Source organism: Bifidobacterium sp. LH_389, assembly GCF_056357235.1.
In genome coordinates this window covers 109,860-136,054 of record NZ_JBKEVR010000004.1, presented here as the reverse complement: position 1 = coordinate 136,054, position 26,195 = coordinate 109,860, and the positions used below count along the sequence as shown (strand labels likewise).

Sequence of the window (26,195 nt, the reverse complement as noted above, 5' to 3'; positions counted from 1 at the left end):
CCCTCGGGATTAGTGGATGTAAGTGATGCTGGGATTGTTGGCCTGCTTTTTGGTAAGGGTTCTGAGCCATGCGTATGGGAGGCCGCCGCCGGATTCGCTGACGACGATGCTGCCGTCGTCCTTGATTTCCTCGACGATGGCGACGTGTCCGTAATCGGCGCTTGCGCCGAGATAGCCTTTGGCGAAGCTCGCCACGTCGCCGAGCTGTATGCCGCCGCCCGTCGGGTATCCGAATTTTCTGGCGCTTGACGCCCACATCCAGCCGTCGCCCATGTAACCGTCCACAGGTTTGCCGATCTGCAATCGGCGGGCGGCCGCCCACCATGTGCATTGGCCGATTTCATAGGTGGTGATCTTGCCTACGGGCGTGCCGGTCGCCGCCACGTCCACGTTTAGCGTTCCGGGCTGCATGACCAATGGCGGCGTGAGCTTGCCGATGGTTCGGCCTGCCGTGGCCGAGCAGCCGCCTCCCGCGTCGATGGCCAGCTTCACGTTGTCGAGATACCGTTTGGTGGTGTTGGGAATATCCGGGTATCTCATGAGATTGCCTTCGCCTGCGTTATGGGCGATGACCAAAGCCGTCAGATCGTCAAGCTCGGCGAACGGCATGCCCGGATGCTCGACTTTGAGTTGTTTGACGCCTTCCAGACGGTTTTTCAGGTATATGCCGCCGTAATGAGCATGGACCATGGGGGCGGTAATGCCTTCAGGCGGCGTCTGGTCGGCGCCTTCGGGATGTACGCCGCGCCATACGCTCCTGTTCATCTGCAACAATCCCCATGTTCCGCCGTTACTGTCGTCGGCATACGCATCCGGTCGGAAACCGGATTCCTGCTTCATGATCGCCGCGATGAAATCAGCGCTTAATCCGCTCGATCGAGCCGCCTCACTAACCCATGGCTTCGCCTCGTCCGGGACTTCGATCACACGGGCCTCGCAGCCTCCGTCATCTCCGACGGCAACGGTGGGGATGAACCACAGCAGCAGACTGAAGACCATCAGTACCGCCGCCGCGCCCAATAGAAATGGAATGCTGACCGCAGTTGATGCCGATGCCGCAACACCGGCCTTCACCGCCGTCATAGTCCGAGAAACCGTCTGCGTGACTTGTCGTGCAATCTGCGTCGAAGCTCTGGCAGCGGATTTGGTCCCGTGGACACCCGATCGTACGGTCTTGCCGAAACGCCTCGTACGTTTGGCACGAACCGAAGCCGTTCTTCCTGCCATGGCACGTGCCGTTGAACCTCTTGCGGCATGTCTTGTGCGAATAATGCCGGTCACGCCGTCGCGTACCCGGTCTGCAGGGACCATTGGCAACAACAGATCGTCGTCCTCGCTGGTCTCCGTCTGTGTCGATTGCGATTCAAGCACGGACCGTGTCGCCTTCACACCACGGTTCAAAGCGCTGACGGTTGTTGTGCCGATTGGGCGCGATGCTTCGGATTGACTATTCCTGATGGTGGTTCGTGGCCATTTTAGCCCGGTCAGCATTGGGCCATGGGAGAGTCCATTGACATGACGGACTTTCAAGCCATGAATCGTGCCGTTCGGCCGAACGAGATTGCGTGTGGCGTGGAATGAGTCGGAGGTGACGGGTCTCATTCGGGCTTCCGATCCTCGAATTTCGTGGTATACAGCCGGTAAAGCAGACTATCGGCATCGATGCGCCCGTCGAACGGTATGAACGCGGTGCCACTCTTGGCCATGCCCTGACCGGGTTGCACCCCGGTGAAGAACGCCCGCTGCTCATCGGACAGCCTCAGCAGTTCGCACAAGGCATCGGCATCCGTGGCGGTCTGGTTCAGCAGCAACAGGAAGTCGCTGTTCGCGAGCATCAGACGCGCATCCTGGTTGGCCAGCAGCTCCTCGATGTTCTGCGTGATGCCGGTGGGGCACAAGCCCCATTTACGGGCGCGCTTGTACAGGCGCAGGAAGTATTCGGCCGCATACCGGTTCGAGAACAGCAGATGGAACTCGTCCACCCACAGCCAGGTGCGTCGGCCGAGACGGCGATTTCTGACGACCCGGTTCCATATCTGATCCAGAACGACGAGCATGCCGAACGTGCGCAACCCCGTTCCCAGATTGGAAACGTCATAGACCAGGAACCGGCTGGACGTGTTCACATCGGTGGCATGAGCGAAGGCGTTCAGACTGCCGGTCGCGTAGATTTCCAATGCTCGCGCGGCATCACGGGCACCCGGCTCGTTCAAAGCCGCGAGACGATTATGCAGGGTGACGAGCGTGGGCATGCCCAGTTCCGGATGTTCCCGCACCTCGCGATACATGCCGATGACCGTACGGTCGATCAGACTGCGCTGCATGCGGTCGATTCCGTCCTGTCCGCCGATTAGCACGCCGAGCATGTTCAGCACGCTCGCGCATTTCGACCGGATCGGATCGCCTTCGGAATCATCCTCATACTCGATATCCAAAGCGTTGATATGCGCGCGCGACGATTCCCCGATCTCGACTCGCTCGCCGCCAAGACCGGTGCACAACGGCGTGAACTCACGTTCCGGGTCGATGACGATCAGATCATCGTCCGGACGGGTCAGATAGATCTGGGTGATCTCGTTCTTCGCCGCCTGGCTCTTGCCTGACCCGGTCGTACCCAAAACGAATCCGTTGCCGTTCATGCCTTTCGTACGGTCGATGACCACGGGATTGCCGGTGCGGGCGTTCGCCCCATGGAACACCCCGCCCGGCTCGAACAGCTCCTGCGACGTGAACGGTACCAAAATCGCCGCGCTCGACGTGGTCAGCGTGCGACGCATCGGCGGCAAAGGATTTCCCAATGGCAGCACGGCGTTCAGTCCCTCCACCTGCATGTAGGCCAAGGTCTCGGCCACACATGACTGTCCATCGATCGCGGCCGTCACGTCACGGACCGTCTGGTCCAGTTGCTCGCGACTGTCCGCCGACACGTCCACGATCATGAGGGAATCCACCAGACGGTCGCCGTTATGCTCCAGATCATCGCGCAGTTCGCCCGCCTGGGCCATGGATTCCTGAAGATCATGAGGCAGCATGTCCTCGGGCAGATGCTGTTTGCGGTTCTTGTGCCGCTCGTCGATGGCCTGCATGTCCATCTCGGCGATCGTCCGGTTCACGAGCTTCAACCCCTCGGCCTTGCCCCGCGGGGACAGATGGATGCCGACCGTGATGTCCGCCTTGATGTCCGTGATGGACGACACCAGCTGATCGCTCAGATAATCCGGGAAATCACGCACCAAAAGACACTGATGCCATACTTCCGTGGTGCCCGAGCTCAACCGGAGCCGACGGCGGTCCGACACGTCCACGGCGAACGGGGCCACGTAATCCTTCGTGGACATGCCATGCGATTTCAGGAAGCCGTCCTCGGTGAACGGGAACCGGACACCGTGCCGCAGCATCCCGTGCAGCACCGCCAGACGCGACTGACGGTTCAAACGGACGCCGACGCATCCGCCCACCGATCGCAGTTGCGCCGTGGCACGTAACGCGGCACGGTTCAGCAGCGTGACCGCACGTTCCCCATCCCGCTCGCGCAGCGTCAACGTCAGATACTTGTCCGTTACCGCGCCCTGCGAACGGCCGGCGAGACGCCGACGCACATTGCGGTTGAAGTCCCCGCGCAATCCATCCAACGCATCGCCTCGGAGCGGCATGGCGATGCTACGCGTCACCTCCTCGGGATCCAGCATGCGCGTGGCGACCGTGATTTGGACACCCATGTTCTCGCCGACCGAATTCAGGAAACGACCCCACCGGTCCACGACGTCCAGCTGCTGATCCTGGGTCGCGACCTGATAATTGATGTCGCTGATTCGCAGAGACACGCTCCACCGATCGCCGCCAAGGAACGCGATGCCATTGGACAGCATCGAATCATAGCCAAGCAGCTCCTTCGATGAACGAGGCATGCGGCGATTCCCGGACCGCCGGTTCCCGGCCTTTCCGTGTCGCTTGCCGTTGCCTTTGACCGCCTTGCTGCCGCTGATGTCAGACATGACGACGTGCCTTCCTTCCCTTGATTCGTCTACGGGTCTTCTCCTTCAACGACGGTTTGCCGGGAAACCTCGCGGGAACATAGGATTCAAGCAGATAGACCTTCGGACCGAAACGCTGGCGCAGCATGTATCCCAGATACCGTTCAGGCTTCAGTCCCTTCGGACGCCACCAGCCCCACAGCGCGAACGGCAGGCACACCGCAAACAGCAGATACGACCCTAGATCGGACAGTCCCAACGACCAGAACAACGCAGCCTCGCCTCCGCCCAGAACGAGCATGCACGCGGCGGCCGCCAGTTGACGCCAGCTCAACCCCCACATCACCTTCGCCTCGACATTGGCGATCTCCTTATATACGCGCATCTGCAACATGAAAGAATCCTTTCCCTGATTGGATCCGGTTTGTGATAGGCGGCTACTCGCCGCCGGCTATGGCCCGGCTGACACGCTGACTCACCGCGATCACGAAGAACAGCAGGATGCCCGCCATCATGAGATTGCCGAAATTGCCCGTCACCCACGCCACCATGCCCTTGTCCGCGGAATTCGGGATCTTCACGGCATCGACCACGATTCGCTGATAGAACACCAGACAGATGAACACGCACACCGCATTCACCGACGTGCGCGCATACGACTTGAAGAAACCCACGCCGATCGCCTTGGTGTCCTCATGCACCAGAAACGCGAACGGCAACGACTGAAACGCCGTCAACGCATACAACTCGATGAACCGCACATACAGCACCACCGTGAACACCACCGACGCCAACTGGGACAACAGCCACGGAATCACCAGCAGAAAGAACAACGCCGCCTGCCCCATCACCCCGGCATCGCGAATCTGGTCGCGCATCAGATCACCCAGCTGACCGCCGTCGCCCGTCGCCTCATACGACATCTGCGAGGACACGCCCTGCATGAGGAACTGCGTGGCCTGATTGAACATCCGAATGAACAAACCGGCGTTCTGCACGGCGATGAACACCAGCGCGATCTTGAACATGGTGCCGGCCACGATCTTCACACCCAGATCGCGATCCGCTTCGATGCGCGTCGAGTTGCGCGCCAGCTCCAACGTGAACATAACCGCGAGCACCACCGACGTCAGAGGCTTGACGGCGACTCCATGCACGTTCACCGCCAACTGGTAAAGAGCGGGATTCCATGTCTCCGGCGCCTGGGACAACAGCCCGGCAGTGATCGAACCGGCACCTCCGCCGCCGATCATGTTGAGCATGGCTACGATGAAGTCCTCCACGGCAGGCCCCGAACCAGCTCAGCCCAGAGCCACCGCGTTGAAAATCTGCGCGGCCGCGATGATCATGCCTCCACCCACGATCTGCCACAGTCCAGACTGCGTCTGCGGTCCATTATGATCCTTCAGGCCGCCGCCGAATGTGACGGCACCCCACACCAGCCACAAGCCACCGCCGATGGTGGCGAACCTGACGAACAACTGAAGCACCTGATTCAACAAATCCACGACGGCCTCCTCTGACGACGATCAAGGAGCCCGACAGGCGGCCTCCGTTGACACCCATCGTCAGGGAAAACCGGCAGGATAGCGGCGGACAAGAATGGTCTCGTTGTCCTTTATGTGCGGCGAGACCGTTTTGATCGGGACGAATAAAGAAGGAGGCGAGCAAAAAGCTCGCCTCCTCGATTCATGGAGTCAAATTCAGCGGAACCAGACCTGAGCGTGGTAACTGGTCGAGTACCCGTCATCTGCGTATGCGCGGCTGGACTGCAGAGTCCACACGGTGCTTGCTACGCGCCTGCCATGCTGCGCATAGGAGCGACCTTGGGTTCCTCCGTTGGTCCAAGTCTGGGCCAAGGCATAGTCCGTGCCGGCATGGAGAGCGTAGGTTCCGGCCGCGTTAGCGGCAGGAACGGTGAAAGCCATCACGGCTGCCGCAGCTGCGGCGACGGCTCCGACTTTGCCCAGCAGACCGATTTTGCTTTTGGTGGTGGTGTTCATGGGAGTTCCTTCCTCCTTGGGTTGTCCAACCTTTCCGGTTGGTGCTCCCATAATATGCATTGACTGACTAGTCAGTCAACAAGAATCAACGATTCTTGTCATACGATTCCCTTATAGCTTGTTATCAGAGGGTTCAGCCGCTTTGCTCAGACCGGTTAGGGACAGATAGAAATCAAGGGCCTGACGGAGCTGCTGCTTATTCTTCCATCGATCAGACCTTATGACGGCGATGTACATATCGATTAGGGCTCCTGTCTTAATGCTGTCATGGGCGTCGTTGGACTGCCCAAACAAGACTAGTTCAAGTGCTTCCTCCCACTTCATGTGCCCCGCGTTCTCCGCTCGGGCTTTTTCTTCATGCAGCAGTAATCCGGAACGTATTCGCGCATCTTCATAGTGCATGTCAGCAATCGCGGCGAGAATCCGAGCGAAATCGCTTCTGCCGCTACATTGGGACACTTTTGCGCACAGGCGCTCATCGCACCATTGGATAAGCGTATCCCGTAATGCTTCCTTCGTGTGAAAATGGAACAGCACTGTGCCACGCGTCAAACCAAGTCGGTCAGCGACGCCCTGCAATGTGGTCTTCGCATATCCCTGTGTTTCAAATTCGAGAGCCGCGGCTTCGAGCAGGGCTTCGCGCGTTCTACGTCTCCGTTCCGCACTATTCATCGATATCCTCGCATTCATTGACTAATCAGTCAGTATGGGTAAGGATATCTTATCGTGAATAAATCATCTAATGGGCATGCCGATATGTCGATTTAGCATGATTCCGGCGCGGAATACACCGGCTGTGGGACGGCTGATGTTGAGGCTGGCGCCGATGGCGTCTGTGCAGGCTTTGGCGATGGATAGTCCGAGGCCGTGGCCGGGTTGGTTGGCCATGCGGGTTGCGTCTCCTCGATGGAATGGTTGGATGAGGTCGGCCGTGGCTTCGGGGTGGTCCGGCTGTCTTGTGGTGTTGGTGATGCTGATGGTGACGTGCTGCTTGTCGTCGTGGATGGTGCAGGCGATGGTGCCGTGGTCGGTGTTGTGGATGATGGCGTTGCGTATCAGGTTGTCCACGGCGAGCGAGAGGTAGCGCGGGTTCGTCTCGATGAAGGGGCCGTGGTATGCGGCGAGTCCGTCGGCGTCGATGCGCAGGTGACGTGCCTGCGCCTGTTCGCGGTGGGTTTCGAGCGTGTCGCGTACGATGCGGGCAGGGTCCACGGCTTCCGTGCTGGTGTCGGGCACGGTCTGGATGCGGGAGAGTTCGAGCAGGCTGTTGATGAGTTCGCCGCTTTTGCGGTTCGCTTCGATGGCGTGGCGGATGGCTGGTCTGACGTCCTCGGGGAACCGGTCCTGGGCCATGAGCGCTTCGAGGCTGGTGCCGATGGTCGTGATCGGTGTTTTCAGTTCGTGGCTGGCGTTGCGGATGAACGATCGTTGCAGTTCGTTGGATTGCTCGATGCGGTCGAGCATCGTGTTGAGCGCGTCGGCGAGGCTGGCGGTCTCGGCGTCGGGATGATCGAGGCTGATGCGCCCGGCGGGATGGTCGGGGTCGAGTTGGCCGGCCTGGCGGCTGATGGAGTCGAGGTGTGCGGTGAGTTTGCCCGACAGGTTCCAGACGAGGAGCACGTCCAGGAGCGCGGATACGGCGAACACGGCGAGCGATCCGTAGCGCATCCATTGCACGACGCCGTCCCTGACGGTGAGCACCACGCCCTCCGTGCCGCCCTGTCCGGCGTTCGGGGTCGGAATGGTGCCGGTCACGTCGCAGGGGTCCGCGTTGCATGAGTCGGCCGTGCCGGGAACCCCGTCCTGGGGTGTTGCCGGTTCCGTCGTGATGGTGTTCTGATTGCTGCCGGTGGCGATGGTGTCCACCTGATGCTGGAACGCCCAGTCGAGCGAGATGTTCTGCACGAGGATCACGGCGAGGAGCATGCCGAGCAGGAGCAGTCCGACGGTGACGGCGAGGCGGATGCGGAAGCTGGCGGGTTTGCGCGGGTGCGCGGCGTGCCCGGCCGGCTGGTTTGTCGTGTCGGTGTCGGTCATGGTATACGGTATCCCTCTCCGCGCGACGAGGCGATGAGCGAGGGGTCGGGCAGTCTGCGCCGTAGCGAGTAGACGGCGGTCTTGACGAGGTCGGGCTGGTCGTGCGCCTCGGACGGCCACAGGGATTCGAGGAGGGCGCGGGTGTTGATCCACCCGCCGTCGGCGCGCAGCAGTTCCTCCAGGAGCGAGTATTCGCGGGGTGCGAGGTCGAGGGGCCGGCCGTCCGCGTAGGCGAGCCGTCTGACGGTGTCCACCGACAGACGTCCCCGTGAGATTACGGTGGGCGCGTCGTCCGTGTCGCCTCGGCGCAGGAGCGCGCGGATGCGGGCGAGGAGTTCGGGGTAGGCGAACGGTTTGGGCAGGTAGTCGTCGGCCCCGAGGTCGAGGCCGTGCACGCGGTCCTCGATGCTGCCGGCCGCGGTGAGCATGAGCGTGCGCACGGGGATGCGCAGCCTGTCCACGGTGCGCATGACCTCGTCTCCGGAGAGCACGGGCAGGTCGCGGTCGAGGAGCATCACGTCGTATTCTCCCCGTGAGAGCAGGTCCAGCGCCTCGACGCCGGTGCCTGCCAGTCCGGTCGCGTATCCCTCGTGCCTGAGACAGTCGTCCAGCACTGCCGACAGGTCGGCGTCGTCCTCGACGATCAGGATCCTCGCCATTCTTATTGCCTCCGATTCCTCGCATGGTCTCCATGCGATTGCCTTCGTGCTCTCCATTGTGCCCGGTGTGGGTGTGTGTTAGGTGAGCGCGACACGCACCCATCGCACACGGAGAGCCGGCTGTAATGGGCATCGTCCGGCAGCCGCCGGGCCAAAGCATCGCCCCGGCAGCGGCGAACCCATGCAAGGGAGGAACACATGCGAACCACATCCGTATTCAGACTGGCGGCGGCCGCGGCGCTGGCCGCCATGCTGGCCGCGCCATTGTCGGCATGCGGCCAACAGCAGCCGACGCAATCATCCGACGCGCCCTCCGCGACGACGTCGCAGGACGCGGCGCCGAAGACCGACAGCCAGGGCGGCGACGCGCCGCAGGGATCGAACCCGGCCTCGAAACAGGCCGCCGAACGATACCGCGACTGTCTCACGGCAGCGGGAGTGCCCGCGCAGATCATGGACGGCAACTGGGTCGTGCTCCAATGGACCGGCGACGGCTCCGGCTCGGTGTCCTCGGGGTCCACGGACGGTGACCGGGACAAGGCCATCAAGGAATGCCAGGCCAAGGTGCCCGACTACCACGATCCCGACTTCAACACCAAGTAGACAGACCGGCACCAGCCGATGGAAGGGAAAACCACCATGACCACCAGCACATCATCCATCCTCCGCCAAGAAACGCTGCGCAGGGCCGCCGCGCTGCTGTCCTGCATGGGACTACTCGTCTCGCTGACGGCATGCTCGACGCCCTGGAGCCGGGACACGGCAGACGACGCGCAGACATCCGGCACCAGAATCGCGCCGAGCATGAGCGCCCTGTTCGACCAGTACCTCGCCAAAGACACACTCAGCCAGTTCGAGCGCGACGTGCTCCAACGGGCCAAGAAGACCGGCAAGATCAGCGCCGAGGACTACGAGACCGCGCACGACAAGCAGGCCGCGTGCATGGCCGAGAACGGGTGGCAGGAACAGACCCGCAAACTGTCCAACGGACTCTACCAGACCACCGGTGTGACGCCGGTGCCATCGACCGACGCCGAAGTGAACAAGTACATGGAGGCATCCAACACCTGCTCCGAGGGCACCAGCAAGATCATCGAATCCCTCTACCAGCTCCAGCAGGGCAACCCAGGTCTTCTGGCCGACCCGTACGATACCGCCGTGGAATGCCTGAAGAAAAGCAGCCTCGTCGATGACGCCTACACCGGACGCAAACTCGAAAACGCGTTGAACGGGGACGGAGCGTCCAAGGGACTGCCGTTCGACGCCTCGTCGGACGCCGCCCAGTCATGCTTCACCGGAGCCGGCCTCGCCGTCAACATCGGCTGACGAACAAGCATCCGACGAAAGGAAACGACCACATGAAAACACGAATCCTGACCCCGCTGATCCTGACCGGGCTGGGTATGCTGTCCGCGGGCGTGCTCGTCACCGCGCTCGTCATCCCCACGCCCACACCCGACGGACTGTCCGCGGCCACGAGCCCAGACACCGTCACAGCCAGCCGCCAGCAGTTCGACGACGAACGGACCGTCGAGGCCTCGTTCGAGACCAGCGCGGAACAATCGATCACCTCGCGCGCCGCCGGCACCGTCAGCGAAACCCTGTGCACGCCCGGCCAAGCGGTCGAATCCGGCAAACGACTGCTGTCCGTGGACGGCAAACCCGTCATCGCCCTGCACACCGACACGCCCCTCTACCGCGAGATCGGCACCGGCGACACCGGGCCCGACGTGCTCGCCCTGCAACAGGAACTCGCCCGCCTCGGCTACAACGCCGAAGGCAACGGCACCTACGGGTGGCGCACCAAGGACGGCGTCAACCAGCTGCTCTCGCAGGCCGGCGACCGCAACCCCGACGGCAGGATCGGACCGGCCGACGTGGCATGGCTGCCCCAAGCCGCCGCCACGCCAACCCAATGCACGGCCGGACTGAACGCCAGCCTGACGGACGGTGCCGAAATCATGAAGACCGGCGGCCAGCTGACGGCCATCACCTTCCCCACGCCGGAGAACCTGAGGGAAGGCAAACGCACGTTCACACTCTTCGGCGTCAAGACCAGCCTCGACAAGACCGACGGCAGGATCAGCGACCAGAAATTCCTCGACCAGGTACAGGCCAGCGACGGCTACAAGACCACCCTCGCCGACCAAGGCGGCAAGAAACCCACCGCCACCCTCGCGCTCGAACAACCCATCGACGCGATCAAGGTCCCGCCCTCCGCCATCACCGGCCAGAACGGCACCCGCGCCTGCGTCTCGCCCGACGGCAAACAGGCCATCCCCGTCACCGTCATCGGCTCCGCCCTCGGCGCCACGCTCATCCAACCCGAACAATCCGACGCGACAATCGGCAAAGTCGCCCTCGGCCACAAACTCGACGACATCCAATGCCCCGCCGCAACGCAGCACTGACACAAGGAGGACGCGCATGAGCACCAGCATCCTGCCCCTCGAAACGGTCGCGGACCCCGTGCCGGCACGGCCAATCAACTCCGCGCGGCCCGCGGCCGGCGGAATACCGTCGGTCACGGGAGAACACGTGGGCCACCGGTTCGCGGACGGCCCCTGGCTGTTCCGCGACCTTGACTTCACCCTCACGACCGGCGAAGCCGTCGGCCTGTGCGGGCCGTCCGGCTCCGGCAAATCCACCCTCCTGTCCATCATCGCCGGCTTCGAGCCGCCCGCCGAAGGAACCATCCGACGCAGCCGGGTCAACCGCGTGCGCTGGGTGTTCCAGAACCCCCACGGCATGCCGCGGCGCACCGCCATCGACCACGTCGTCCAACCACTCCTCGGCCAAGGCATCGACCGCACGCAAGCCGAAGACGAAGCCATCGCCATCATGAGCACGTTCCACCTGACCAAAGTCGCCGCACGCGAGTTCCGTGAACTATCCGGAGGCGAAGCCCAACGCCTCATGCTCGCCCGTGCCATCGCCAGCAAACCCGACCTCCTCCTCGTGGACGAACCCACCGCCCAACTCGACCAGCGCACCGCCAACGACATCGACTCCACCCTCACCGGACTCGCGCAAGGCGACGCGATCGTCGTCATCGCCACCCACGACCCCAACACCCGGGCCGCGTGCACCCGCGTCATCGACCTCGCGTGGCACAACCCGAACCCCAACATCGACACCAAGGACGACACACGATGAAACCAACCGCCATCCTGTCCGAAGCATGGCGCAACATCGCCACCGGCACCACACGCGCCCTCGCCTGCGCCGGCATCCTCACCCTCATCGCAGCAGGAACCGCCATATTCGACCTGACCGCCATCACCTCCCTCCAACACGAATCCCGACAATGGGCCACCAGCGCCGCCGCCATCCACATCATCTCCGGCAGCAAGCAAATCGACCCCACCACATGCGCAAACCTCACCCAAACCACCGGCACCACAGGCGACACCACCACGAACCCCATCCAAGCGGCCGGCGCGCTCAAAAGCAACGGGGAAATCACCCTGACAGCCATGCCCGCGGCCCCACTGGACGCATGGCAGGCCACGCCGGGACTCGCTAACGTGCTCGGCGTCGGAGCAAGAGAGCAAACCCAACCCGGCGTATGGATCTCCAGTCAACTCGCCGCCACCCTCCACGCGCGAGAAGGAGACGACCTGCCCACGACCCAGGGCGTCATGCACATCAGCGCGGTCTTCCCCTGGACCGACGACAGCCGTGACCAACGACTCGCCTACGCGATCATCACCCCCACACCCATCAACGCCGGCCAGCAATGGGACGAATGCTGGGCCACCATCAACCCCGCCAACCCCGACGCCGAAGACTTGCTCAACACCACCGCGACCGCCATACCCGGAGCCGCGCCCGCCACCCAAACCAAACAAGCCAACACCATGCTCGGCACCAACCCCGACCTCGACACCCGCTACCGGCAGCGAACCACACGCCTCATGCTCGCCATCACACCCATCGCCGCATTCGCCATCGCCATCATGGCCACACGCGCACGACGTATCGAAATAGCCGACGACCTGCACATGGGAATACCCCGCCAAGGCATCCTCGCCACCAACGCGCTCGAAACCCTCGCATGGACCCTGCCGGCAATCCTCGCCGCCACCGCCATCACCTACACCACGGTCCGCTGGACCAGCGGACACGCCAACGCGATCACCCTGACAGCCATCCAACTACCCGCACTCACCACAGCCCTCATCACCGCGCAAATCGGAGCCGTCATCGCCATCACCGCCATACACGACAACCAACTCTTCGCCTTCTTCAAAAACAGACAGTGAGCATGAGGAAAAGGTTCCGGTTCAGACTGCCATACGTCTTGATTAGAGGGCGAGCATGTTTTCCAATGACAAGCCCGCCCTCTATGCATTGCCCCTTTGTCGGGACGCTTGAAGTTTATCAGTTGTGGGTCACTTCCTGAGTGGGGGAATCCGCCATCTTGCAAATCCCGGGTTATGCTGTAGTAAAACCCTTTACTAAAGTTTGCGGGGAGGATGTCATGGCCACGCTCAAGGAAGTCGCGGAACGGGCCGGGGTGTCGCAGAGCACGGTGTCGCGCTTGCTGAATGACCCGTCGTTCTCCATCAAGGAGGAGACGCGTCGACGCGTGCTGCGCGTGTGCGAGGAGATGGGATACCGCAACGTGTTCCGTCCCGCGATCGCGGTGTTGGATGCACCTCCGTCCGGGGAGGAATTGCAGGATGCGTACTTCGCCGATCTGCGGAAGGTTCTTGCGGAGTGTGCGGAGTCGATGGAATTGGACCAGCCCACGTTCATCAGGTCCATACACGAGTTGACGGAACGTGCAACGGAGTTCGATGGGTTCATCACCGTGGGAGCCACGGTGTTTCCCGAAGCGGACCTGCGCGCCCTGCATGCGGTGCTTCCGCATGGCGTGTGCATCGACACGAATCCGGCGCCGCACCTGTTCGACTCCGTACGTCCCGATCTGTCGCAGACGATGCTGGATGCCCTGGACGCGATGATCGCGGCGGGCCGCAGGCGTATTGCGTTTCTCGGCGGCGTGGGCAGCATCATGGGCATGCATGACTATCCCGAGGACATCCGTGAACTGTCGTTCCGCCAGTGGGCCGCGCATCTGGGATTGGAAACGGACGGATTGGTGTATTCGTCCGGCACGTTCACCGTGGAGAACGGCTACCGTCTCGCGGAGCAGTTGGTGGCTGACCATCGTGAGGCCGGCAGCATGCCCGATGGGCTGATCGTGGCCGCCGACGTGCTCGCGGTGGGGGCTTTGCAGGCGTTGAATGCGCTGCGCGTGGCGGTTCCCGACGAGTTGGCTGTGGTGAGTGTGAACAACCAGTCGATCGCCCGGTACACGTCTCCGTCGCTGAGTTCGTATGCGATCGATCAAAGGGAGTTGGCCCGTATGGCGTTCTCCACCTTGATTGATGGGTTGAAGCATGAGCGGCGGGTGCGGCGTCACATCCTGCTGACGACCGAGCTGGTGCCGCGCGCAAGCTTCGTTCCTCAGGCGTAAGACGTCGTCTCGAAGACGGGCGGCACCGGTGTCGATTTTGCTGGAAGGAGTTTACTTCAGCTGGCGGCCGGCGCACCAGACGTGTTGGGCGGTCCAGTCGGTGGGGTCGAGGAGGTTAAGGTCGGCGGCGTATCCGGGGGCGATCAGGCCGAGCGGCGCACCAGTGACGGGGTTGAGCCTGTCGAATCCGAAAGCGCGGGCCGGGGTGAGGGTGGCGGCTTCGACGGCGGCGACCGGGCTGAAGCCGAGTTCGTTGACCGCGCGCTGAACCGCGACCTCCAACGTCAAGGTGGAGCCGGCGATCGCACCGTTGGACACGAGCCGTGCATGGCCATCGATGACGTTCACGTCGAGTTCGCCGAGCTTGTACGCGCCGTCGGGGCAGTCGGTGGCGGCCATGGCGTCGGTGACGAACGCGATGCGGTGAGGCGCGAGGCCGAAGCCGAGCTTGACCATCGGGTTCTGCACGTGGAAGCCGTCGTTGATGAGCTCGATGGTGACGCGCGGGTCCTCGACGGCAGCCGGGATGGGGCCGGGTTCACGGTGGTGCAGGCCGTTCATCGCGTTGAACATGTGGGTCATGATGCCGGCACCCGCGTTGAAGCCGGCCTGGGCGGTCTCGTAGTCGGCGTCGCAGTGGCCGACCGCGGGCACCACGCCGGCGGCCGCGAACTGCTTGATGGCGCCGATGCCATGCTCCAGCTCGGGGGCGATGGTGATCTGGCGGATGCAGCCGAGCTTGCCGGCGGCGGGGTCGGCGCCCGAGGCGTCGAGCATGCGGTCCACGAGTTCGGGCACCGGGTCCTTGAGGCAGTTCGGGTCGTGCGCGCCCTTGCGCTTCAGGGCGAGGAACGGGCCTTCGAGGTGGCAGCCGAGGATGTCGGGGCGGGTGGCCATCTTCTCGTGCACGGTGCGGATGTTGCGGCAGATCACGTCCATCGGGTTGGTGATGAGCGAGAGCACCTGGCGGGTGGTGCCGTGGACCGCGTGGCCGGCGCGAGCCACGTCGATGCCGTCGGGGCCGTCGTCGAAGCTCTTCTCCCAGGCGCCGTGGGCGTGGATGTCCACGTAGCCGGGCGTGAGGATGCGGCCGGCCGCGTCGATGACCGCGTCGTTGGAGTCAGCTGGAACGGCCGGGTCGATGCCGACCGTGCGGCAGGCGTGCTCGAACGCCTCCTCGCCGGTACCGTCCGCGGCGGCGAAGCCCGTGGCCACAATCACGCCACGTGCGTCCGAAACCACCCAATACCCCGATTGTTCGCCGCAGGCGTCCACCTTGCGCGCCCCGCGAATCGCGACCGGCTTGGCCTCGCCTTCCAACGCCGCCGTCACGCGGGCGACGATCTCATCTCTGTCCTGCGTCATGATTTCCTTCCTGCATATGGGTTCGGGCTCCCTCTTGGCGAAGCAAGAAGGAGCCCGAATCGTTCGTCTGCCGATCAGATGCCCTGCCAGGCGGGCTTGTGGGCGTAGGCGTAGCGGTAGTAGTCCTTGTGGCGCAGGCGGCTCGCGGCCTCCTCGTCGATGATGACGGTCGCGTGCGGGTGCAGCTGCAGCGCGGAGGCCGGGCAGAACGCGGAGACGCCGCCCTCGACGGTCTCCTCGATGGCCTCGGCCTTGCCCGCGCCGAACGCGAGCAGCACGAGGTGACGGGCCTTCAGCACCGTGCTGATGCCCTGCGTGATGCAGTGGGTGGGCACCTGGTTGATGTCGTTGTCGAAGAATCGCGCGTTGTCGATGCGGGTCTGCTCGGCGAGGGTCTTGACGCGCGTGCCGGACGCGAGGGAGGAGCCGGGCTCGTTGAAGCCGATGTGGCCGTCGGTGCCGATGCCGAGGATCTGCACGTCGATGCCACCCGCGGCCTCGATGGCCGAGTCATAGGCGGGACCGGCGGCGGCGATCTTGTCGCCGTCCTCCAGCGGTGCGCCGTTGAGCACGTCACCGGGCACATGGACCTTGGCCGGGTCGAGGCCGAGGGGTTCGACGACCGTGCGGTGGATGGTGGAGTGGTAGGACTCCGGGTGGGTCAGCGGCAGGCCCAGATACTCGTCGAGCGCGAAGCCGCGCACCTTGGAGACGTCGATGTGCTCCTCGTGCACGATCTTGGCGAGGGCGCGATAGGCGGCCAGCGGGCTGGAACCAGTGGCCAGACCCAGCACCGCGTCCGGCTTGGCCTTGATGAGGTCCGCCACGCAGCGGCCGTAGATCTCGCCGGCCTCCTCCTCGTTCTTGACGATGATCACTTCAGCCATGATTGATTGCCTCTTTTCCTGTGGATTGTGTTTGGGAAATGTATATATACGTGTACGGGCGGCGGCATGGTGGTGCATGCCGCCGCCCGTTGCCGGTCAGATGAGTTCGAGGTCCACGTCGAGGGTGAGCGGCCTGCCGGCGGACAGCTGGTAGGCCGTGTGGACGGGGGCTCCCCAGGAGTCGTCTCCGCCGACTCCCATCTGGGCCGCGAGCAGACGCAGGTAGTTGTGGCGCGGCTCGGGCAGGTCCTCATGGCGGCGCGCGGCTTCGATCGTGTAGGTGTTCCAGGGCAGCAGGCTGGCCGTGAAGTGACGGTCGCCGCGTTGGGTGACGCGCAATCCGTGGCCTTGGATGTCGGTGGCTTCGAGCCAGCGGACGTCCTCGTGGCTGCCGGTTTCCTGCACCATGAGATACGGTGCCATGCTCGTCTTCGCGGTGGCGTTCCAGATGCCGAGCTTGCCGCCCTGCTTGCGGTCGCGGTAGGTCTCCTCGGGGCCGGGGCCGTAGTAGCGCAGGTGCTCGTATTCGCCGGGCAGTTCCCATTCGACGCCGAACGCGGGCAGGCTGGCCGCACCGGTGGCTCCGCCGGGGTATTCGACGGTCAGTCGCATGAGCATGTCGGCGGTGATGCGGTAGGAGACCGTCACGGGCGTGTGTTCCGGGTCGGCGAGCTCGTACCGGTATTTGGCGGTGAGCCCTCCGTCGTCGGATTGCGCGATGCTCGTATCGGTCACGACGGCGTAGCGGCCGGCCGCGAACCATGCGGCGCGGTCGAATCCGGAACGGTTGCCCCGGTCGTTGTCGGTCAGCGGGCGGAAGGTGACGAGTTCGGGGCGTCGGATGACCATTTCCCGGCCGTCCCGCTTCCAGGAGACAATGCCTCCCTGGGTGCGCGACAGGAGGATTTCCTCGTCGTCGCGGCGGATGCCCGCGTTCCATCGGCCGAGCGTGACCGTCGCGCGGCCGTCGTCGTCATGATCGGTCTCGGTGATGTCCCGTTCGGGGTTGAGCGTGCCGGTGAGCTGGCCGAACGCGAGCTCGTAGCCGGCCGGCGCCCATGCGGTGGCTTCGGCGGTCAGGAGATCGACCTCGTAGGTGACCTCGCGCGTATTCCCGTCCGTGTCGATGTCCGGGAAGGCGATGTCGTGGCGCTGGGTGTCTCCGGCGGCCACGTCGAACCGGTAGTCGGCGTGCCAGATCTCATGCCCGTCTTCGAGGAGCCGTGCGGCGAACACGTAGCCGTCGGTGCCGGCGAACAGGTTGCGGTTCTCGATGGTTACGCCGTGTCCGTCGGGGGTGAGCTTGACCGGTGAGTACAGCTGCTTGACCTCCTGCGCCTTGGGGCTGGGCGTGCGGTCGGCGAACACGATGCCGTTGCCCACGAATTCGTAGTCGGTCGGCCGGTCGACCCAGTCGCCGCCGACGCTGAGGCGTTCGCTCCCGTCGGTCAGGCGCTGGACGAGCCCCTGGTCGATGTAGTCCCAGATGAACCCGCCGGAGTAGCGCTCGTACTGTTCGAGGTCGATGAACTCGCTCAGACCGCCGCACGAGTTGCCCATGGCGTGCATGTACTCGCAGCTGACGAACGGCTTGTTCGCCTCGCCCCGTTCGTCGCCGTGTTCGAGCCAGTCGCGGATTTCGTCGGGCTTGGCGTACATGCGGCTTTCGAAGTCGCTGATCCCGTCGTAGGCGTGGTTCCAGTTGACGCCTTCGTAGTGGACGGGGCGGGACGGGTCGAGCCGGTGCGCGTGCGCGCTCATGGCCTTGAGGACTTCGCCCGCGTAGGATTCGTTGCCCAGTGACCAGACGAGCACGCTGGGATGGTTGCGGTCGCGCAGGATCATGCTGTCCAGCCGGTCGATGCACGCGCCCAGCCAGGCCTCGTCGTCGCCGGGGACGGAGGTGCCCACGGGGATGTCGCCGGGGCTGTTCCAGCTGCCGTGGGTCTCCAGGTTGGTCTCGTCGATCAGGTAGATGCCGTATTCGTCGCACAGCTCGTACCAGCGTGACTGGTTCGGGTAGTGCGAGGTGCGCACCGCGTTGATGTTGTGGCGCTTCATGAAGCGGATGTCCCACAGCATGTCCTCTTCGGTGACGGCACGGCCGCGCCGGCAGTCGAACTCGTGGCGGTTGACGCCGCGGAACACGAGACGTTTGCCGTTGAGCTTGAGGATGCCGTCCTCGATGGCCACATGCCGGAAGCCGATGCGGGTGCGTGTGGTCTCCAGGACCTTGCCGTCCGCGTCGAGCAGGGTGACGGACAGCTCGTACAGGTCGGGGCGTTCGGCGCTCCAGGAGGCCGCGTCGTCGATCTCGGCCTCGGCGTGCAGCGTTCCGGCCGCTTCCGTGGCGGTGCGCCAGACGATGGCGCCGTTCTTGTCCCGCAGTGCGAGTTCGGCCGTCGCGGCGTTCGCGGCGCCGTCGATCAGCACGCCCAGCGAAAGCGATCCGATTGACGTGGCGGGCTCCCAATCGGCCTCGGCGTGGATGTCGGAGACGTGGGCGGCGGGCCTCGCGTTGAGCTCGACGGAGCGGAATAGGCCGTGCAGACGCCAGAAGTCCTGGTCCTCCAGCCAGCTCGCGCTCGAATACTCGTAGCAGGCGATCGCCAGCACGTTGCCGTCCTTCCTGATGACGTCCGTCACGTCGAACTCGCTGGGCGTGAAGGAGTCCTCGGCGTATCCGACGAACGCGCCGTTGAGCCACACGTAGATGGCGGTGGCCGCGCCCTGGAAGGCGAGCGTCACCGTGCGGCCCTCGCGGATGGCCTGGGCGACCGCGCCTTCCGCGGAGAACTCGCGTCGGTAGACCGCCACATGGCCATGCTCGGGGATGGCCGGGGCCTTCGGGTCCTCGTGGCCGTCCCACGGGTACTGCACGTTCACGTACTGTGGGTCGAGCAGCCCCGCGGTCTCCAGATGCGAGGGCACCTGCACCCGGGAGAACGACGAGTCGTCGAAGCCCGGTGCGGCGAACAGCGGCGACACGTCGCTGATCCAATCCGGCCCGTCGCTCGTCCCGTCGGGGAAGCTGTTCGCCGGCGCCGTCTCGACGCGGACCCGCCATTCGCCGTCGAGGCTCTGCTTGAGATCGGTGCCCTCGCCGACGGAGGGGGCGTGCGACCAGCATGCATGGTCGGAATGGGCGTCGAGCCGGTGGACCGCGTACACGCGCGGGTCGGCGAGCCATGCCGTCGTCGGCATGGACGGGGAGACGATCGGATCGCCGTTCTTCCGCTGATCGTCGGTTGTGTTCATGATGTCCTCGCTTTCGCATCGGATTGCGTCGCGTCGTTGCCGCCGCAGTTCGGGAGCCTCCGAATGTGACTCCTTGCACAACGATGATAAAGATATTTACTAATTTATGCAACTTCTTGCGCTTGTCCCGACTGCGACCGCAAGAACAGCGGAAAGCCGTTACTTATCAACGATAATCCGGTCTTCGACCATCGCCGGCGCTCGCGCGGCGTGTTGGATTGGCGAACAGGAATCGTTGGCATTGCTTGCGACACGCGGTAAAGTTTTTTACTTTTTCAAGGAAGTCCTATACTCGCGTCTTGCGGGATCGGAGCTGTTCCCGCGCACGGATTCTTTACAGGTCGCAAGGAGGCCACCACACCATGAGCGGATCCACCACACAGCGCACGGCGACGCCCGGACAGCCGCAGGCCGTGCCCACCAGGAACATGGGGCAGAAGATCGCATACGCGTTCGGCAACCTGGGCCAGGCCGCGTTCTACAACACGATGAGCACGTTCTTCATCACGTTCGTGACCACCGCGCTGTTCATCGACGTGGACAAGACGCTGGCCGCGCGCCTCATCGCGGTGATAACCGGACTCGTGGTGGTCATCCGCATCGCGGAGATCTTCCTCGACCCGCTGCTCGGCAACCTCGTGGACAACACGAACACCCGCTGGGGCCGGTTCCGTCCCTGGCAGTTCATCGGAGGCCTCGTGCCCGGCATCCTGCTGATCATGGTGTTCACCGGCCTGTTCGGGCTCGTGGACGTGAACACCGGCGTGTTCATGGTCCTGTTCGTCACCGTGTTCATCCTGCTGGACGTGATCTACTCGCTGCGCGACATCTCCTACTGGGGCATGATCCCCGCGATCTCCTCTGACTCGCACGAGCGCAGCACGTACACCGCTCTCGGCGCGTTCACCGGATCCATCGGATACAACGGCGTCACCGTCATCGTCGTGCCCGTCGTCAGCTGGTTCACTTGGAAGTTCACCGGCCAATGGGAGCAGGGCCGCACCGGCTGGGCCGCGTTCGCCATCATCATCGCCGTACTCGGTTTGCTCACCGCGTGGAGCGTCGCGTTCGGCACCCGCGAGAACCAGGGCGAGCTGCGCGCCAAGGCCGAGGCCAACGGCAACCCCATCGAGGCGTTCAAGGCCATCGCACAGAACGACCAGCTCCTGTGGGTCGCCCTGAGCTACCTGCTGTACTCCGTGGCCAACGTCGCCACCACCGGCGTGCTCTTCTACCAGTTCAAATACGTGCTCGGCGCCCCGGACAGCTTCTCCATCGCCGGCGTCATTCCGGTCATCACCGGACTGGTCACCACGCCCCTCTACCCGGTGCTCAACCGGCGCATCCCGCGCCGCTGGCTGTACACCGCCGGCATGGCGTTCATGATCGCCGGCTACACGCTGTTCATCATCGCGCCCATGAACCTGCCCGTCGTCATCGTCGCGCTCGTCCTCTTCTACCTGCCCGCGCAGACCATCCAGATGACCGCCATCCTGAGCATGACCGACTCCATCGAATACGGCCAGCTCAAGACCGGCAAGCGCAACGAGGCCGTCACCCTCTCCGTGCGCCCGATGCTCGACAAGATCGCCGGCGCCCTGTCCAACGGCATCGTGGGCTTCGTGGCCGTCGCCGCCGGCATGGTCGGCAACACCACCGCCGCCGACATGACCGCCGCGAACATCCGCACGTTCAAGACCTGCGCCTACTACCTGCCGCTCGCCGGCATCGTCGCCAGCCTCGTCGTCTTCCTCCTGACCGTCAAGATCGACGAGAACATGCACGACCACATCGTCGAACAGCTCGAAGAACGACTCGCCTCCGAGAACACCGACGAACAGTAAGCAGCCAAAAGTAGCAAGGGAACGGCCCGACGCGAACGGTTTGAACCGTTGGCGTCGGGCCGTTGCCATGCCCGCCGGGGAGAGAAGAAGGAAGAGAACCGGCGGGGTTCCGGCCGGATTGCCGTCCGACCGGAAGAATCATCGCGGCGGAGAACGGTCCCCGCCGCTTCGGTCAGCCCACGGATTGCCCGCCGGGAACCGAATCCACGGTTTCGACGTCATCCGCGTCGGCATCCTCGGCATCGACGGGTTGCATCGTGCCGGAGTGGCGGCCGGCGGCGTTGTTCCCGCGCCTGAACCTGCGGGCGGCGACCAGTCCCACGCCGACGGCGAGCAGGGTGATCGCCGCCGCGATCACGCCCTGGACGGCGGCGCCGGTATGGGCGAGCCCGGTCCGGTAGCCGTTCCAGTCGTCGGTGTTGCTGACCACTTCGGTGTCGGGGCAGACGAGCCTGCCGTCGATCGTGACCGCATCATCAGGCGCGGACGTCTCGTCCTTGCCGTCGAACGGATCCGGGTCGGAGACGACGCATTCAACCAACGGCGTGCCGGTGACCGTGGCGCGGTCGGTGTGATGGCCGGTCACGCCCTTGAGGACGCCCTTGACCTCGACGCTCTCGCCGGGCTTGAGGATGCGGCTGTCCCAATCGGCGGGGTATTCGAGATCGGTCACCCGGCCGTCGCCGGCGACCAGCTGGTCCTTGAGGTTCAGGTCCTTGGTTCGGTACCATGCGCCCTGCTTGGTGTCGGGGTCGGTGGTGCTGGTGTTGGTGATGGTGAACACGATGCGCGTGTCGCCCTGCATGGCCAGCGCGTCCTTGACCTGGTCGCGGTCGCCGGCCGGCCAGCCGGAGGCCTCGTCCCATTTCTCGATCTTCAGGCTCGGGGTCATGTCGGGCGTGTGCGTCTCGACCTGGTTGGAAGGACGTTTGGTGCCGTTGATGGTTTCGTCGAACCGGTTGGCGATGTGTTCGCCGGTCTTGACGCGCTTGCACTGGATGAACGCGGTCCATGCCTGCTCGCTTTCGTCGTTGCCGCTGACGAGATCGAGCATGCGCTGGGTCGCGGTAACGGTGACCACGCCCTTGTCGTCCTGCGCGAGGGTGAACAGTTCGCCGCCGTACACACTGGCGTCGAAGCCGCTGCCGGCGATCTTCACGCCCTTGCGGGCGATCACCTTGCCCTGCTCGGTCAGGTCGCGCATGGCGTATACGGCCCATTGGCCGGTGTACTGGTCATGCTCGGTGTCGAGCGGGTCGGTGATGCTCCAGTCGGTGACCTTCTGGTAGGCGCGGTGCGCGGGCAGCACGGAGCTGTCGAGGCGATAGAGGAACAGGCTGTTGAGGTACACGCTCCGCTTGTCGATGGATTCGCCGTTCACCCTCACGACCACGTCCTTGGAGGGGTTGACGGGTTTGAGGGGGTTGGCGACCTCGTTGGTGTCCTTGCGGGTGTCGTTGACGACCTGCGTGGCCTTGTTCTTCACGATATGTCCGTCGGTGACCTTGATGACGGTCATCGGCAGGCTCACCTCGTAGCTCGTGCCCAGCATCGACTGGTCGATGGCCGGCTCCTTCAACGGGTCGTGGTCCTTCTTTTCGGCGTATTCCTTGAGGTTCTTGGGCTGGGGGTCGCCCTTGATGGTCTCGCCGGTGGCCGGCACCTTCGTGTCCGCGGTCTTGGCGTACACGTAGGCGACGCCGTCGATCGCCGCGATGTTGAACTTCGCGGTCACATCCTTGCCGGTCGCGGTGTCGGTGACCTCGATGCGCTTGTCGTCAAGGGAGAGATATTCGTCGTCCCAGTCATCGGTCATGCCGAGCCTCCAGACCTTGTAGGCCTGGTTGGTCTGCTTGGCGTCGATGGTCACGCGGTAGTAGATCCGGTCGCCCAGCAGCGCGGTCTTGCCGTCGATGCTGATGGACGGGTCGGCCTGGGTGTCTTTCTTCACCGGCGTGAAGTCGGGCGGCTCGTTCCACACCCTGTTGCTCGGGGTGACCATGTTGTTCAGTGTCAATGCCCACTGGTTGCCGATCTTGGTGTCCGTGGGCGCGTCCTTGGCGACCGTGCCCTCGAAGCGGACGATGATGCGCGGGTTCGCGCCGTTGCGCCAGTTGGTCTTCACGTATCCGTCGGAGAACACGAGGCGCACCGCGTGCTGTCCGTCGTTCCACTGGGTCTCGTACTCGGTTTTCGGGATGAACTTGCCGGTGGACAGGTCGGTGACCTCCAGGGTCTGCTTGTCCACTTCAAGATGCTCGTCGTAGGTGTCGGTGACCGCCACCTCGCTGACGGAGTACGCGAGATTGCCGGGCAGGTGGGGCTGTGTCTCCAGACGGTATTCCACGCGCTGGCCCGGGTAGACGACCCTGCCGTCCACGGACGCCTGGTCGCCTCCCTGCGAGGATTCGCCGACCACGTCCTTGACGACGGGCGGTATGTAGCCGCAGATCTTCGGTTCGTTCGTGGGGATGGTGTGCGTGTTGACGGTCTGGGATCCCTTGTTCGTCAGCGCCTTGCCATCCGGCGTGGTGCAGAACGACAGTTCGTCGCTCGACTGCTTGCCGAAGTCGTCGCGCACCTGGCCCGCGCCCTTGCCGTTGGCATAGGACGCCTTGCCGGGAATGAGCAGCGTGACCTGCTTCGCGGTCTTCAGCCCCTTCAATCCCTCGCGGTAGGCCTGGCCTGCGGTGGCGGTCACCGTGGTGCCTTCCATCGTGATCGTCCACTGGCCGGTGACGTCCCTGCCGTGGTTGGCGATGTCGGTGACGCTGGACTCGCGATCGGTGCCGGCATCGGCCTCGTACACCTTGATCTTCGACTTGTCGTCGGCGTCGAACAGGTAGTCGGCGGCCGACCAGTCGTCCGTGAGCGTCAGAGCCTCCGGGGCTTGGATGAGGTTTTTGGCGATGGTGCCGTTGACCACCGAGGCGACCCGGTCCCCGTCCAGAAGCGTCATATCGTCGGCGCCGGTCTGGTTGGTCTCCTTCGGGTCGATGACCGCCTCCCACTGGCCCTTCGCGTTCAGGCGGATCCAGCTCTTGTCGGGATTCGGCCGCCACGTATCGAACTGTTTCGTTCCGGCGTCGGCCTCGGGCTCATGGTTCCACTTGCCCCACGCATGGTCCTTGACCTGCTGGAAGTCGGAGGGCTTTGACACGGTCACGTCGAAGCTGAACTCGTAGACATGGTCCATGGACATCTCGCCCTTGTCCGCCGAACGCGCGGCCGACACCGTGTTCGACGCCTTGTCCCAAGTGATCTCGAACTCGCCGGAAACGTCGCGGTTGCCGTCGGTCCTGTCGATGAGCCTGTAGTTGTCCACGGAGTATTCGACGCCGTTGGGTTCGATCACGTCGCGGAAACGCATCTCGTAGCCGCCGCGGCCGGTGCCGTACGTGATGGTGGTGCGGTTCGTCATCCGGTCGGCGCTCACGCCGTCCTCGATCTTCTTGACCGGGGGTTCGGGCGGCACCGAGCTCACCTTCCAGGATTCGGCCGGGTCACGGTCCGCGGTGTCCACGGCCGCCTGCATGCGGCCCTGCTTGGGCACCTGGATGTCGATCCAGTACGATCCCTCGGCCCAGTATTTCATGCCGAAATCCTTCGGCGAGGCGAGATTGTCGAGCTGGGTATCCCCATTGCTGGAGAAGCTGATCGACTTGCTCACGCTCTTCGCGGGCAGATAGGGGCCGTTCTCGTAATGGATGATCGCGGTGCCGTTCAACGTCTCCTTGATCGCGGAACCGCCGTTGTCTGCATGGATGACGTCGCCGATCGGGTCGGTGGAGCCGACCTGCATGTCGGTCTTCTGCTTGTGGCTGGTGGCCACGTTCAGCTTGTAATCGACCGGCGGCTGGTTCTGCGCCAGCACGATCACGCGGAACGAGGCGTTCGGGTTGGAGTTGATCGACTCCTGCGCCAGAGAGTCAACGCTGCGCGTGCCGAGCTTGTCCTTCCATGTGGTCGAAGTCGAGTACTTCTGGCCCTGATACGTGTAGTCGCCCTTCGCCTCGGCCTTCCACTGCGCCTCCCAACGGTTCTTCGCGTTCGAGCTCACATAGCTGCCGTTGAACGAACCATCCGCCAATCGCACGTAGCCCACCGCCACCAGACGGCAGTCCGCGTTCCCCTCACCCGTATAGGAGCGTTGGCACTCATCGATCGCGTCGCTCAAAGTCTTGTTCATGTTCACGAACTGGTTCTGCCCGTTCGCCAGATCGGACGACAGACGCACCTTCGCGTCACTCAACGCCGTCTTCATGCCATCCAGAGTGGCCGGCCACGAATCCTTGTAGATCCAATGCACATCGGCCGTCTGCGTCGGACCACCGCCCGAACCGCCACCGTCCTCACCGGAACCGCCGCCACCGTTATCGGCCAACGCGACCGGAACCAAGCAGGCCAGCAACGCCGCGGCGGCGGTGATCGACGCCACCGCACCGGTGCCCTTCTTCCCGAACCTCATACGAAATCCTTTCCCACATACGACAGAAGCGCCCCTCTCCGGGAAAGGGAGGAGACGGGGACTCCAGAACCCGCCTCCTCCCGGGTCCCTGGAAGAAAAGCACGCCCGCAAGCCCGACGGCCGGCCGCCGGACCCCGGACGCACCATCAGCATCACCCCGCATCGAGCGATGCTGCGGCGGACATGTGACGAAGATTGGCAACCCGTTCATGGAT

20 protein-coding genes are annotated in these 26,195 nt (G+C 63.9%); 7 read left to right on the top strand and 13 right to left on the bottom strand.

Annotated elements, in window-relative coordinates:
* Nucleotides 1-9 precede the first annotated feature (9 nt).
* The 9 genes from AC1AZA_RS06170 to AC1AZA_RS06130 all read right to left on the bottom strand — a co-directional run bounded on the left by AC1AZA_RS06170 (nucleotide 10) and on the right by AC1AZA_RS06130 (nucleotide 8,673).
* Nucleotides 10-1,083, bottom strand: coding sequence for a CHAP domain-containing protein (locus AC1AZA_RS06170; RefSeq protein WP_223847973.1), 1,074 nt, complete (start codon nucleotides 1,081-1,083; stop codon nucleotides 10-12).
* Between the two features lie 515 nt (nucleotides 1,084-1,598).
* Nucleotides 1,599-3,995, bottom strand: a complete 2,397-nt coding sequence (locus AC1AZA_RS06165) for a VirB4-like conjugal transfer ATPase, CD1110 family (RefSeq protein WP_043164811.1) — start codon at nucleotides 3,993-3,995, stop codon at nucleotides 1,599-1,601.
* Complete coding sequence (locus AC1AZA_RS06160; protein ID WP_043164813.1) at nucleotides 3,988-4,368, bottom strand: PrgI family protein; 381 nt, start codon at nucleotides 4,366-4,368, stop codon at nucleotides 3,988-3,990. The genes AC1AZA_RS06165 and AC1AZA_RS06160 overlap by 8 nt, the downstream gene beginning before the upstream one ends.
* A gap of 43 nt (nucleotides 4,369-4,411) precedes the next feature.
* The gene (locus AC1AZA_RS06155) at nucleotides 4,412-5,257 is read right to left on the bottom strand and encodes a VirB6/TrbL-like conjugal transfer protein, CD1112 family (protein WP_043164814.1); all 846 of its coding nucleotides are present in this window, start codon (nucleotides 5,255-5,257) and stop codon (nucleotides 4,412-4,414) included.
* Nucleotides 5,258-5,275: 18 nt separating this feature from the next.
* Nucleotides 5,276-5,482, bottom strand: coding sequence for a hypothetical protein (locus tag AC1AZA_RS06150; protein WP_025263185.1), 207 nt, complete (start codon nucleotides 5,480-5,482; stop codon nucleotides 5,276-5,278).
* Between the two features lie 195 nt (nucleotides 5,483-5,677).
* A complete protein-coding gene (locus tag AC1AZA_RS06145) occupies nucleotides 5,678-5,977 on the bottom strand; it encodes a hypothetical protein (protein WP_043164820.1) in 300 nt (99 codons plus the stop codon).
* 111 nt (nucleotides 5,978-6,088) lie between these two features.
* Complete coding sequence (locus tag AC1AZA_RS06140) at nucleotides 6,089-6,649, bottom strand: TetR/AcrR family transcriptional regulator (RefSeq protein ID WP_052119037.1); 561 nt, start codon at nucleotides 6,647-6,649, stop codon at nucleotides 6,089-6,091.
* A 63-nt stretch (nucleotides 6,650-6,712) separates the two neighbouring features.
* Nucleotides 6,713-8,014, bottom strand: a complete 1,302-nt coding sequence (locus AC1AZA_RS06135) for a sensor histidine kinase (RefSeq protein WP_476513837.1) — start codon at nucleotides 8,012-8,014, stop codon at nucleotides 6,713-6,715.
* Complete coding sequence (locus AC1AZA_RS06130) at nucleotides 8,011-8,673, bottom strand: response regulator transcription factor (protein WP_043164825.1); 663 nt, start codon at nucleotides 8,671-8,673, stop codon at nucleotides 8,011-8,013. Before AC1AZA_RS06130 ends, AC1AZA_RS06135 begins: the two co-directional genes overlap by 4 nt.
* Before the next feature lie 198 nt (nucleotides 8,674-8,871).
* On the opposite strand from AC1AZA_RS06130, the gene AC1AZA_RS06125 reads away from it, so the two are divergent.
* The 6 genes from AC1AZA_RS06125 to AC1AZA_RS06100 all read left to right on the top strand — a co-directional run bounded on the left by AC1AZA_RS06125 (nucleotide 8,872) and on the right by AC1AZA_RS06100 (nucleotide 14,158).
* Nucleotides 8,872-9,276 (top strand): hypothetical protein, encoded by a 405-nt coding sequence (locus AC1AZA_RS06125; protein ID WP_044088990.1) that lies wholly within the window; start codon nucleotides 8,872-8,874, stop codon nucleotides 9,274-9,276.
* A gap of 36 nt (nucleotides 9,277-9,312) precedes the next feature.
* Complete coding sequence (locus AC1AZA_RS06120; protein ID WP_043164829.1) at nucleotides 9,313-9,999, top strand: hypothetical protein; 687 nt, start codon at nucleotides 9,313-9,315, stop codon at nucleotides 9,997-9,999.
* A 32-nt stretch (nucleotides 10,000-10,031) separates the two neighbouring features.
* Entirely contained in the window at nucleotides 10,032-11,084 is a 1,053-nt protein-coding gene (locus AC1AZA_RS06115) for a peptidoglycan-binding protein (RefSeq protein ID WP_044088989.1), read from the top strand.
* Nucleotides 11,085-11,100: 16 nt separating this feature from the next.
* Complete coding sequence (locus AC1AZA_RS06110; protein ID WP_081886556.1) at nucleotides 11,101-11,829, top strand: ATP-binding cassette domain-containing protein; 729 nt, start codon at nucleotides 11,101-11,103, stop codon at nucleotides 11,827-11,829.
* Nucleotides 11,826-12,938 (top strand): hypothetical protein, encoded by a 1,113-nt coding sequence (locus tag AC1AZA_RS06105; RefSeq protein ID WP_476513836.1) that lies wholly within the window; start codon nucleotides 11,826-11,828, stop codon nucleotides 12,936-12,938. Before AC1AZA_RS06110 ends, AC1AZA_RS06105 begins: the two co-directional genes overlap by 4 nt.
* A gap of 218 nt (nucleotides 12,939-13,156) precedes the next feature.
* Complete coding sequence (locus AC1AZA_RS06100; protein ID WP_044088987.1) at nucleotides 13,157-14,158, top strand: LacI family DNA-binding transcriptional regulator; 1,002 nt, start codon at nucleotides 13,157-13,159, stop codon at nucleotides 14,156-14,158.
* A gap of 51 nt (nucleotides 14,159-14,209) precedes the next feature.
* On the opposite strand, the gene nagA is transcribed toward AC1AZA_RS06100, so the two are convergent.
* The 3 genes from nagA to lacZ form a co-directional block, all read right to left on the bottom strand.
* The gene (gene nagA / locus AC1AZA_RS06095) at nucleotides 14,210-15,523 is read right to left on the bottom strand and encodes an N-acetylglucosamine-6-phosphate deacetylase (protein WP_044088985.1); all 1,314 of its coding nucleotides are present in this window, start codon (nucleotides 15,521-15,523) and stop codon (nucleotides 14,210-14,212) included.
* Between the two features lie 74 nt (nucleotides 15,524-15,597).
* Nucleotides 15,598-16,410 (bottom strand): glucosamine-6-phosphate deaminase, encoded by an 813-nt coding sequence (gene nagB, locus AC1AZA_RS06090; RefSeq protein WP_044088984.1) that lies wholly within the window; start codon nucleotides 16,408-16,410, stop codon nucleotides 15,598-15,600.
* Between the two features lie 96 nt (nucleotides 16,411-16,506).
* Entirely contained in the window at nucleotides 16,507-19,668 is a 3,162-nt protein-coding gene (gene lacZ / locus AC1AZA_RS06085) for a beta-galactosidase, LacZ type (RefSeq protein WP_150334963.1), read from the bottom strand.
* Nucleotides 19,669-20,030: 362 nt separating this feature from the next.
* Between lacZ and AC1AZA_RS06080 the strand changes: the two genes are divergently transcribed.
* Nucleotides 20,031-21,512, top strand: a complete 1,482-nt coding sequence (locus AC1AZA_RS06080; RefSeq protein ID WP_044088982.1) for a glycoside-pentoside-hexuronide (GPH):cation symporter — start codon at nucleotides 20,031-20,033, stop codon at nucleotides 21,510-21,512.
* Between the two features lie 172 nt (nucleotides 21,513-21,684).
* Here the strand turns inward: AC1AZA_RS06080 and AC1AZA_RS06075 are convergent, their stop codons facing one another.
* The gene (locus tag AC1AZA_RS06075; RefSeq protein ID WP_150334964.1) at nucleotides 21,685-25,980 is read right to left on the bottom strand and encodes an LPXTG cell wall anchor domain-containing protein; all 4,296 of its coding nucleotides are present in this window, start codon (nucleotides 25,978-25,980) and stop codon (nucleotides 21,685-21,687) included.
* Between the last annotated feature and the right edge of the window lie 215 nt (nucleotides 25,981-26,195).

Excerpts from the sequence above, each read along its gene's own strand:
- AC1AZA_RS06100 (WP_044088987.1), top strand. The coding sequence starts at position 13,157 with ATGGCCACGCTCAAGGAAGTCGCGGAACGGGCCGGGGTGTCGCAGAGC.
- AC1AZA_RS06170 (WP_223847973.1), bottom strand. The coding sequence starts at position 1,083 with ATGACGGCGGTGAAGGCCGGTGTTGCGGCATCGGCATCAACTGCGGTC.
- AC1AZA_RS06120 (WP_043164829.1), top strand. The coding sequence starts at position 9,313 with ATGACCACCAGCACATCATCCATCCTCCGCCAAGAAACGCTGCGCAGG.
- nagB (WP_044088984.1), bottom strand. The coding sequence starts at position 16,410 with ATGGCTGAAGTGATCATCGTCAAGAACGAGGAGGAGGCCGGCGAGATC.
- AC1AZA_RS06125 (WP_044088990.1), top strand. The coding sequence starts at position 8,872 with ATGCGAACCACATCCGTATTCAGACTGGCGGCGGCCGCGGCGCTGGCC.
- AC1AZA_RS06145 (WP_043164820.1), bottom strand. The coding sequence starts at position 5,977 with ATGAACACCACCACCAAAAGCAAAATCGGTCTGCTGGGCAAAGTCGGA.
- nagA (WP_044088985.1), bottom strand. The coding sequence starts at position 15,523 with ATGACGCAGGACAGAGATGAGATCGTCGCCCGCGTGACGGCGGCGTTG.
- lacZ (WP_150334963.1), bottom strand. The coding sequence starts at position 19,668 with ATGAACACAACCGACGATCAGCGGAAGAACGGCGATCCGATCGTCTCC.
- AC1AZA_RS06080 (WP_044088982.1), top strand. The coding sequence starts at position 20,031 with ATGAGCGGATCCACCACACAGCGCACGGCGACGCCCGGACAGCCGCAG.
- AC1AZA_RS06115 (WP_044088989.1), top strand. The coding sequence starts at position 10,032 with ATGAAAACACGAATCCTGACCCCGCTGATCCTGACCGGGCTGGGTATG.
- AC1AZA_RS06140 (WP_052119037.1), bottom strand. The coding sequence starts at position 6,649 with ATGAATAGTGCGGAACGGAGACGTAGAACGCGCGAAGCCCTGCTCGAA.
- AC1AZA_RS06075 (WP_150334964.1), bottom strand. The coding sequence starts at position 25,980 with ATGAGGTTCGGGAAGAAGGGCACCGGTGCGGTGGCGTCGATCACCGCC.
- AC1AZA_RS06105 (WP_476513836.1), top strand. The coding sequence starts at position 11,826 with ATGAAACCAACCGCCATCCTGTCCGAAGCATGGCGCAACATCGCCACC.
- AC1AZA_RS06135 (WP_476513837.1), bottom strand. The coding sequence starts at position 8,014 with ATGACCGACACCGACACGACAAACCAGCCGGCCGGGCACGCCGCGCAC.
- AC1AZA_RS06165 (WP_043164811.1), bottom strand. The coding sequence starts at position 3,995 with ATGTCTGACATCAGCGGCAGCAAGGCGGTCAAAGGCAACGGCAAGCGA.
- AC1AZA_RS06130 (WP_043164825.1), bottom strand. The coding sequence starts at position 8,673 with ATGGCGAGGATCCTGATCGTCGAGGACGACGCCGACCTGTCGGCAGTG.
- AC1AZA_RS06160 (WP_043164813.1), bottom strand. The coding sequence starts at position 4,368 with ATGTTGCAGATGCGCGTATATAAGGAGATCGCCAATGTCGAGGCGAAG.
- AC1AZA_RS06110 (WP_081886556.1), top strand. The coding sequence starts at position 11,101 with ATGAGCACCAGCATCCTGCCCCTCGAAACGGTCGCGGACCCCGTGCCG.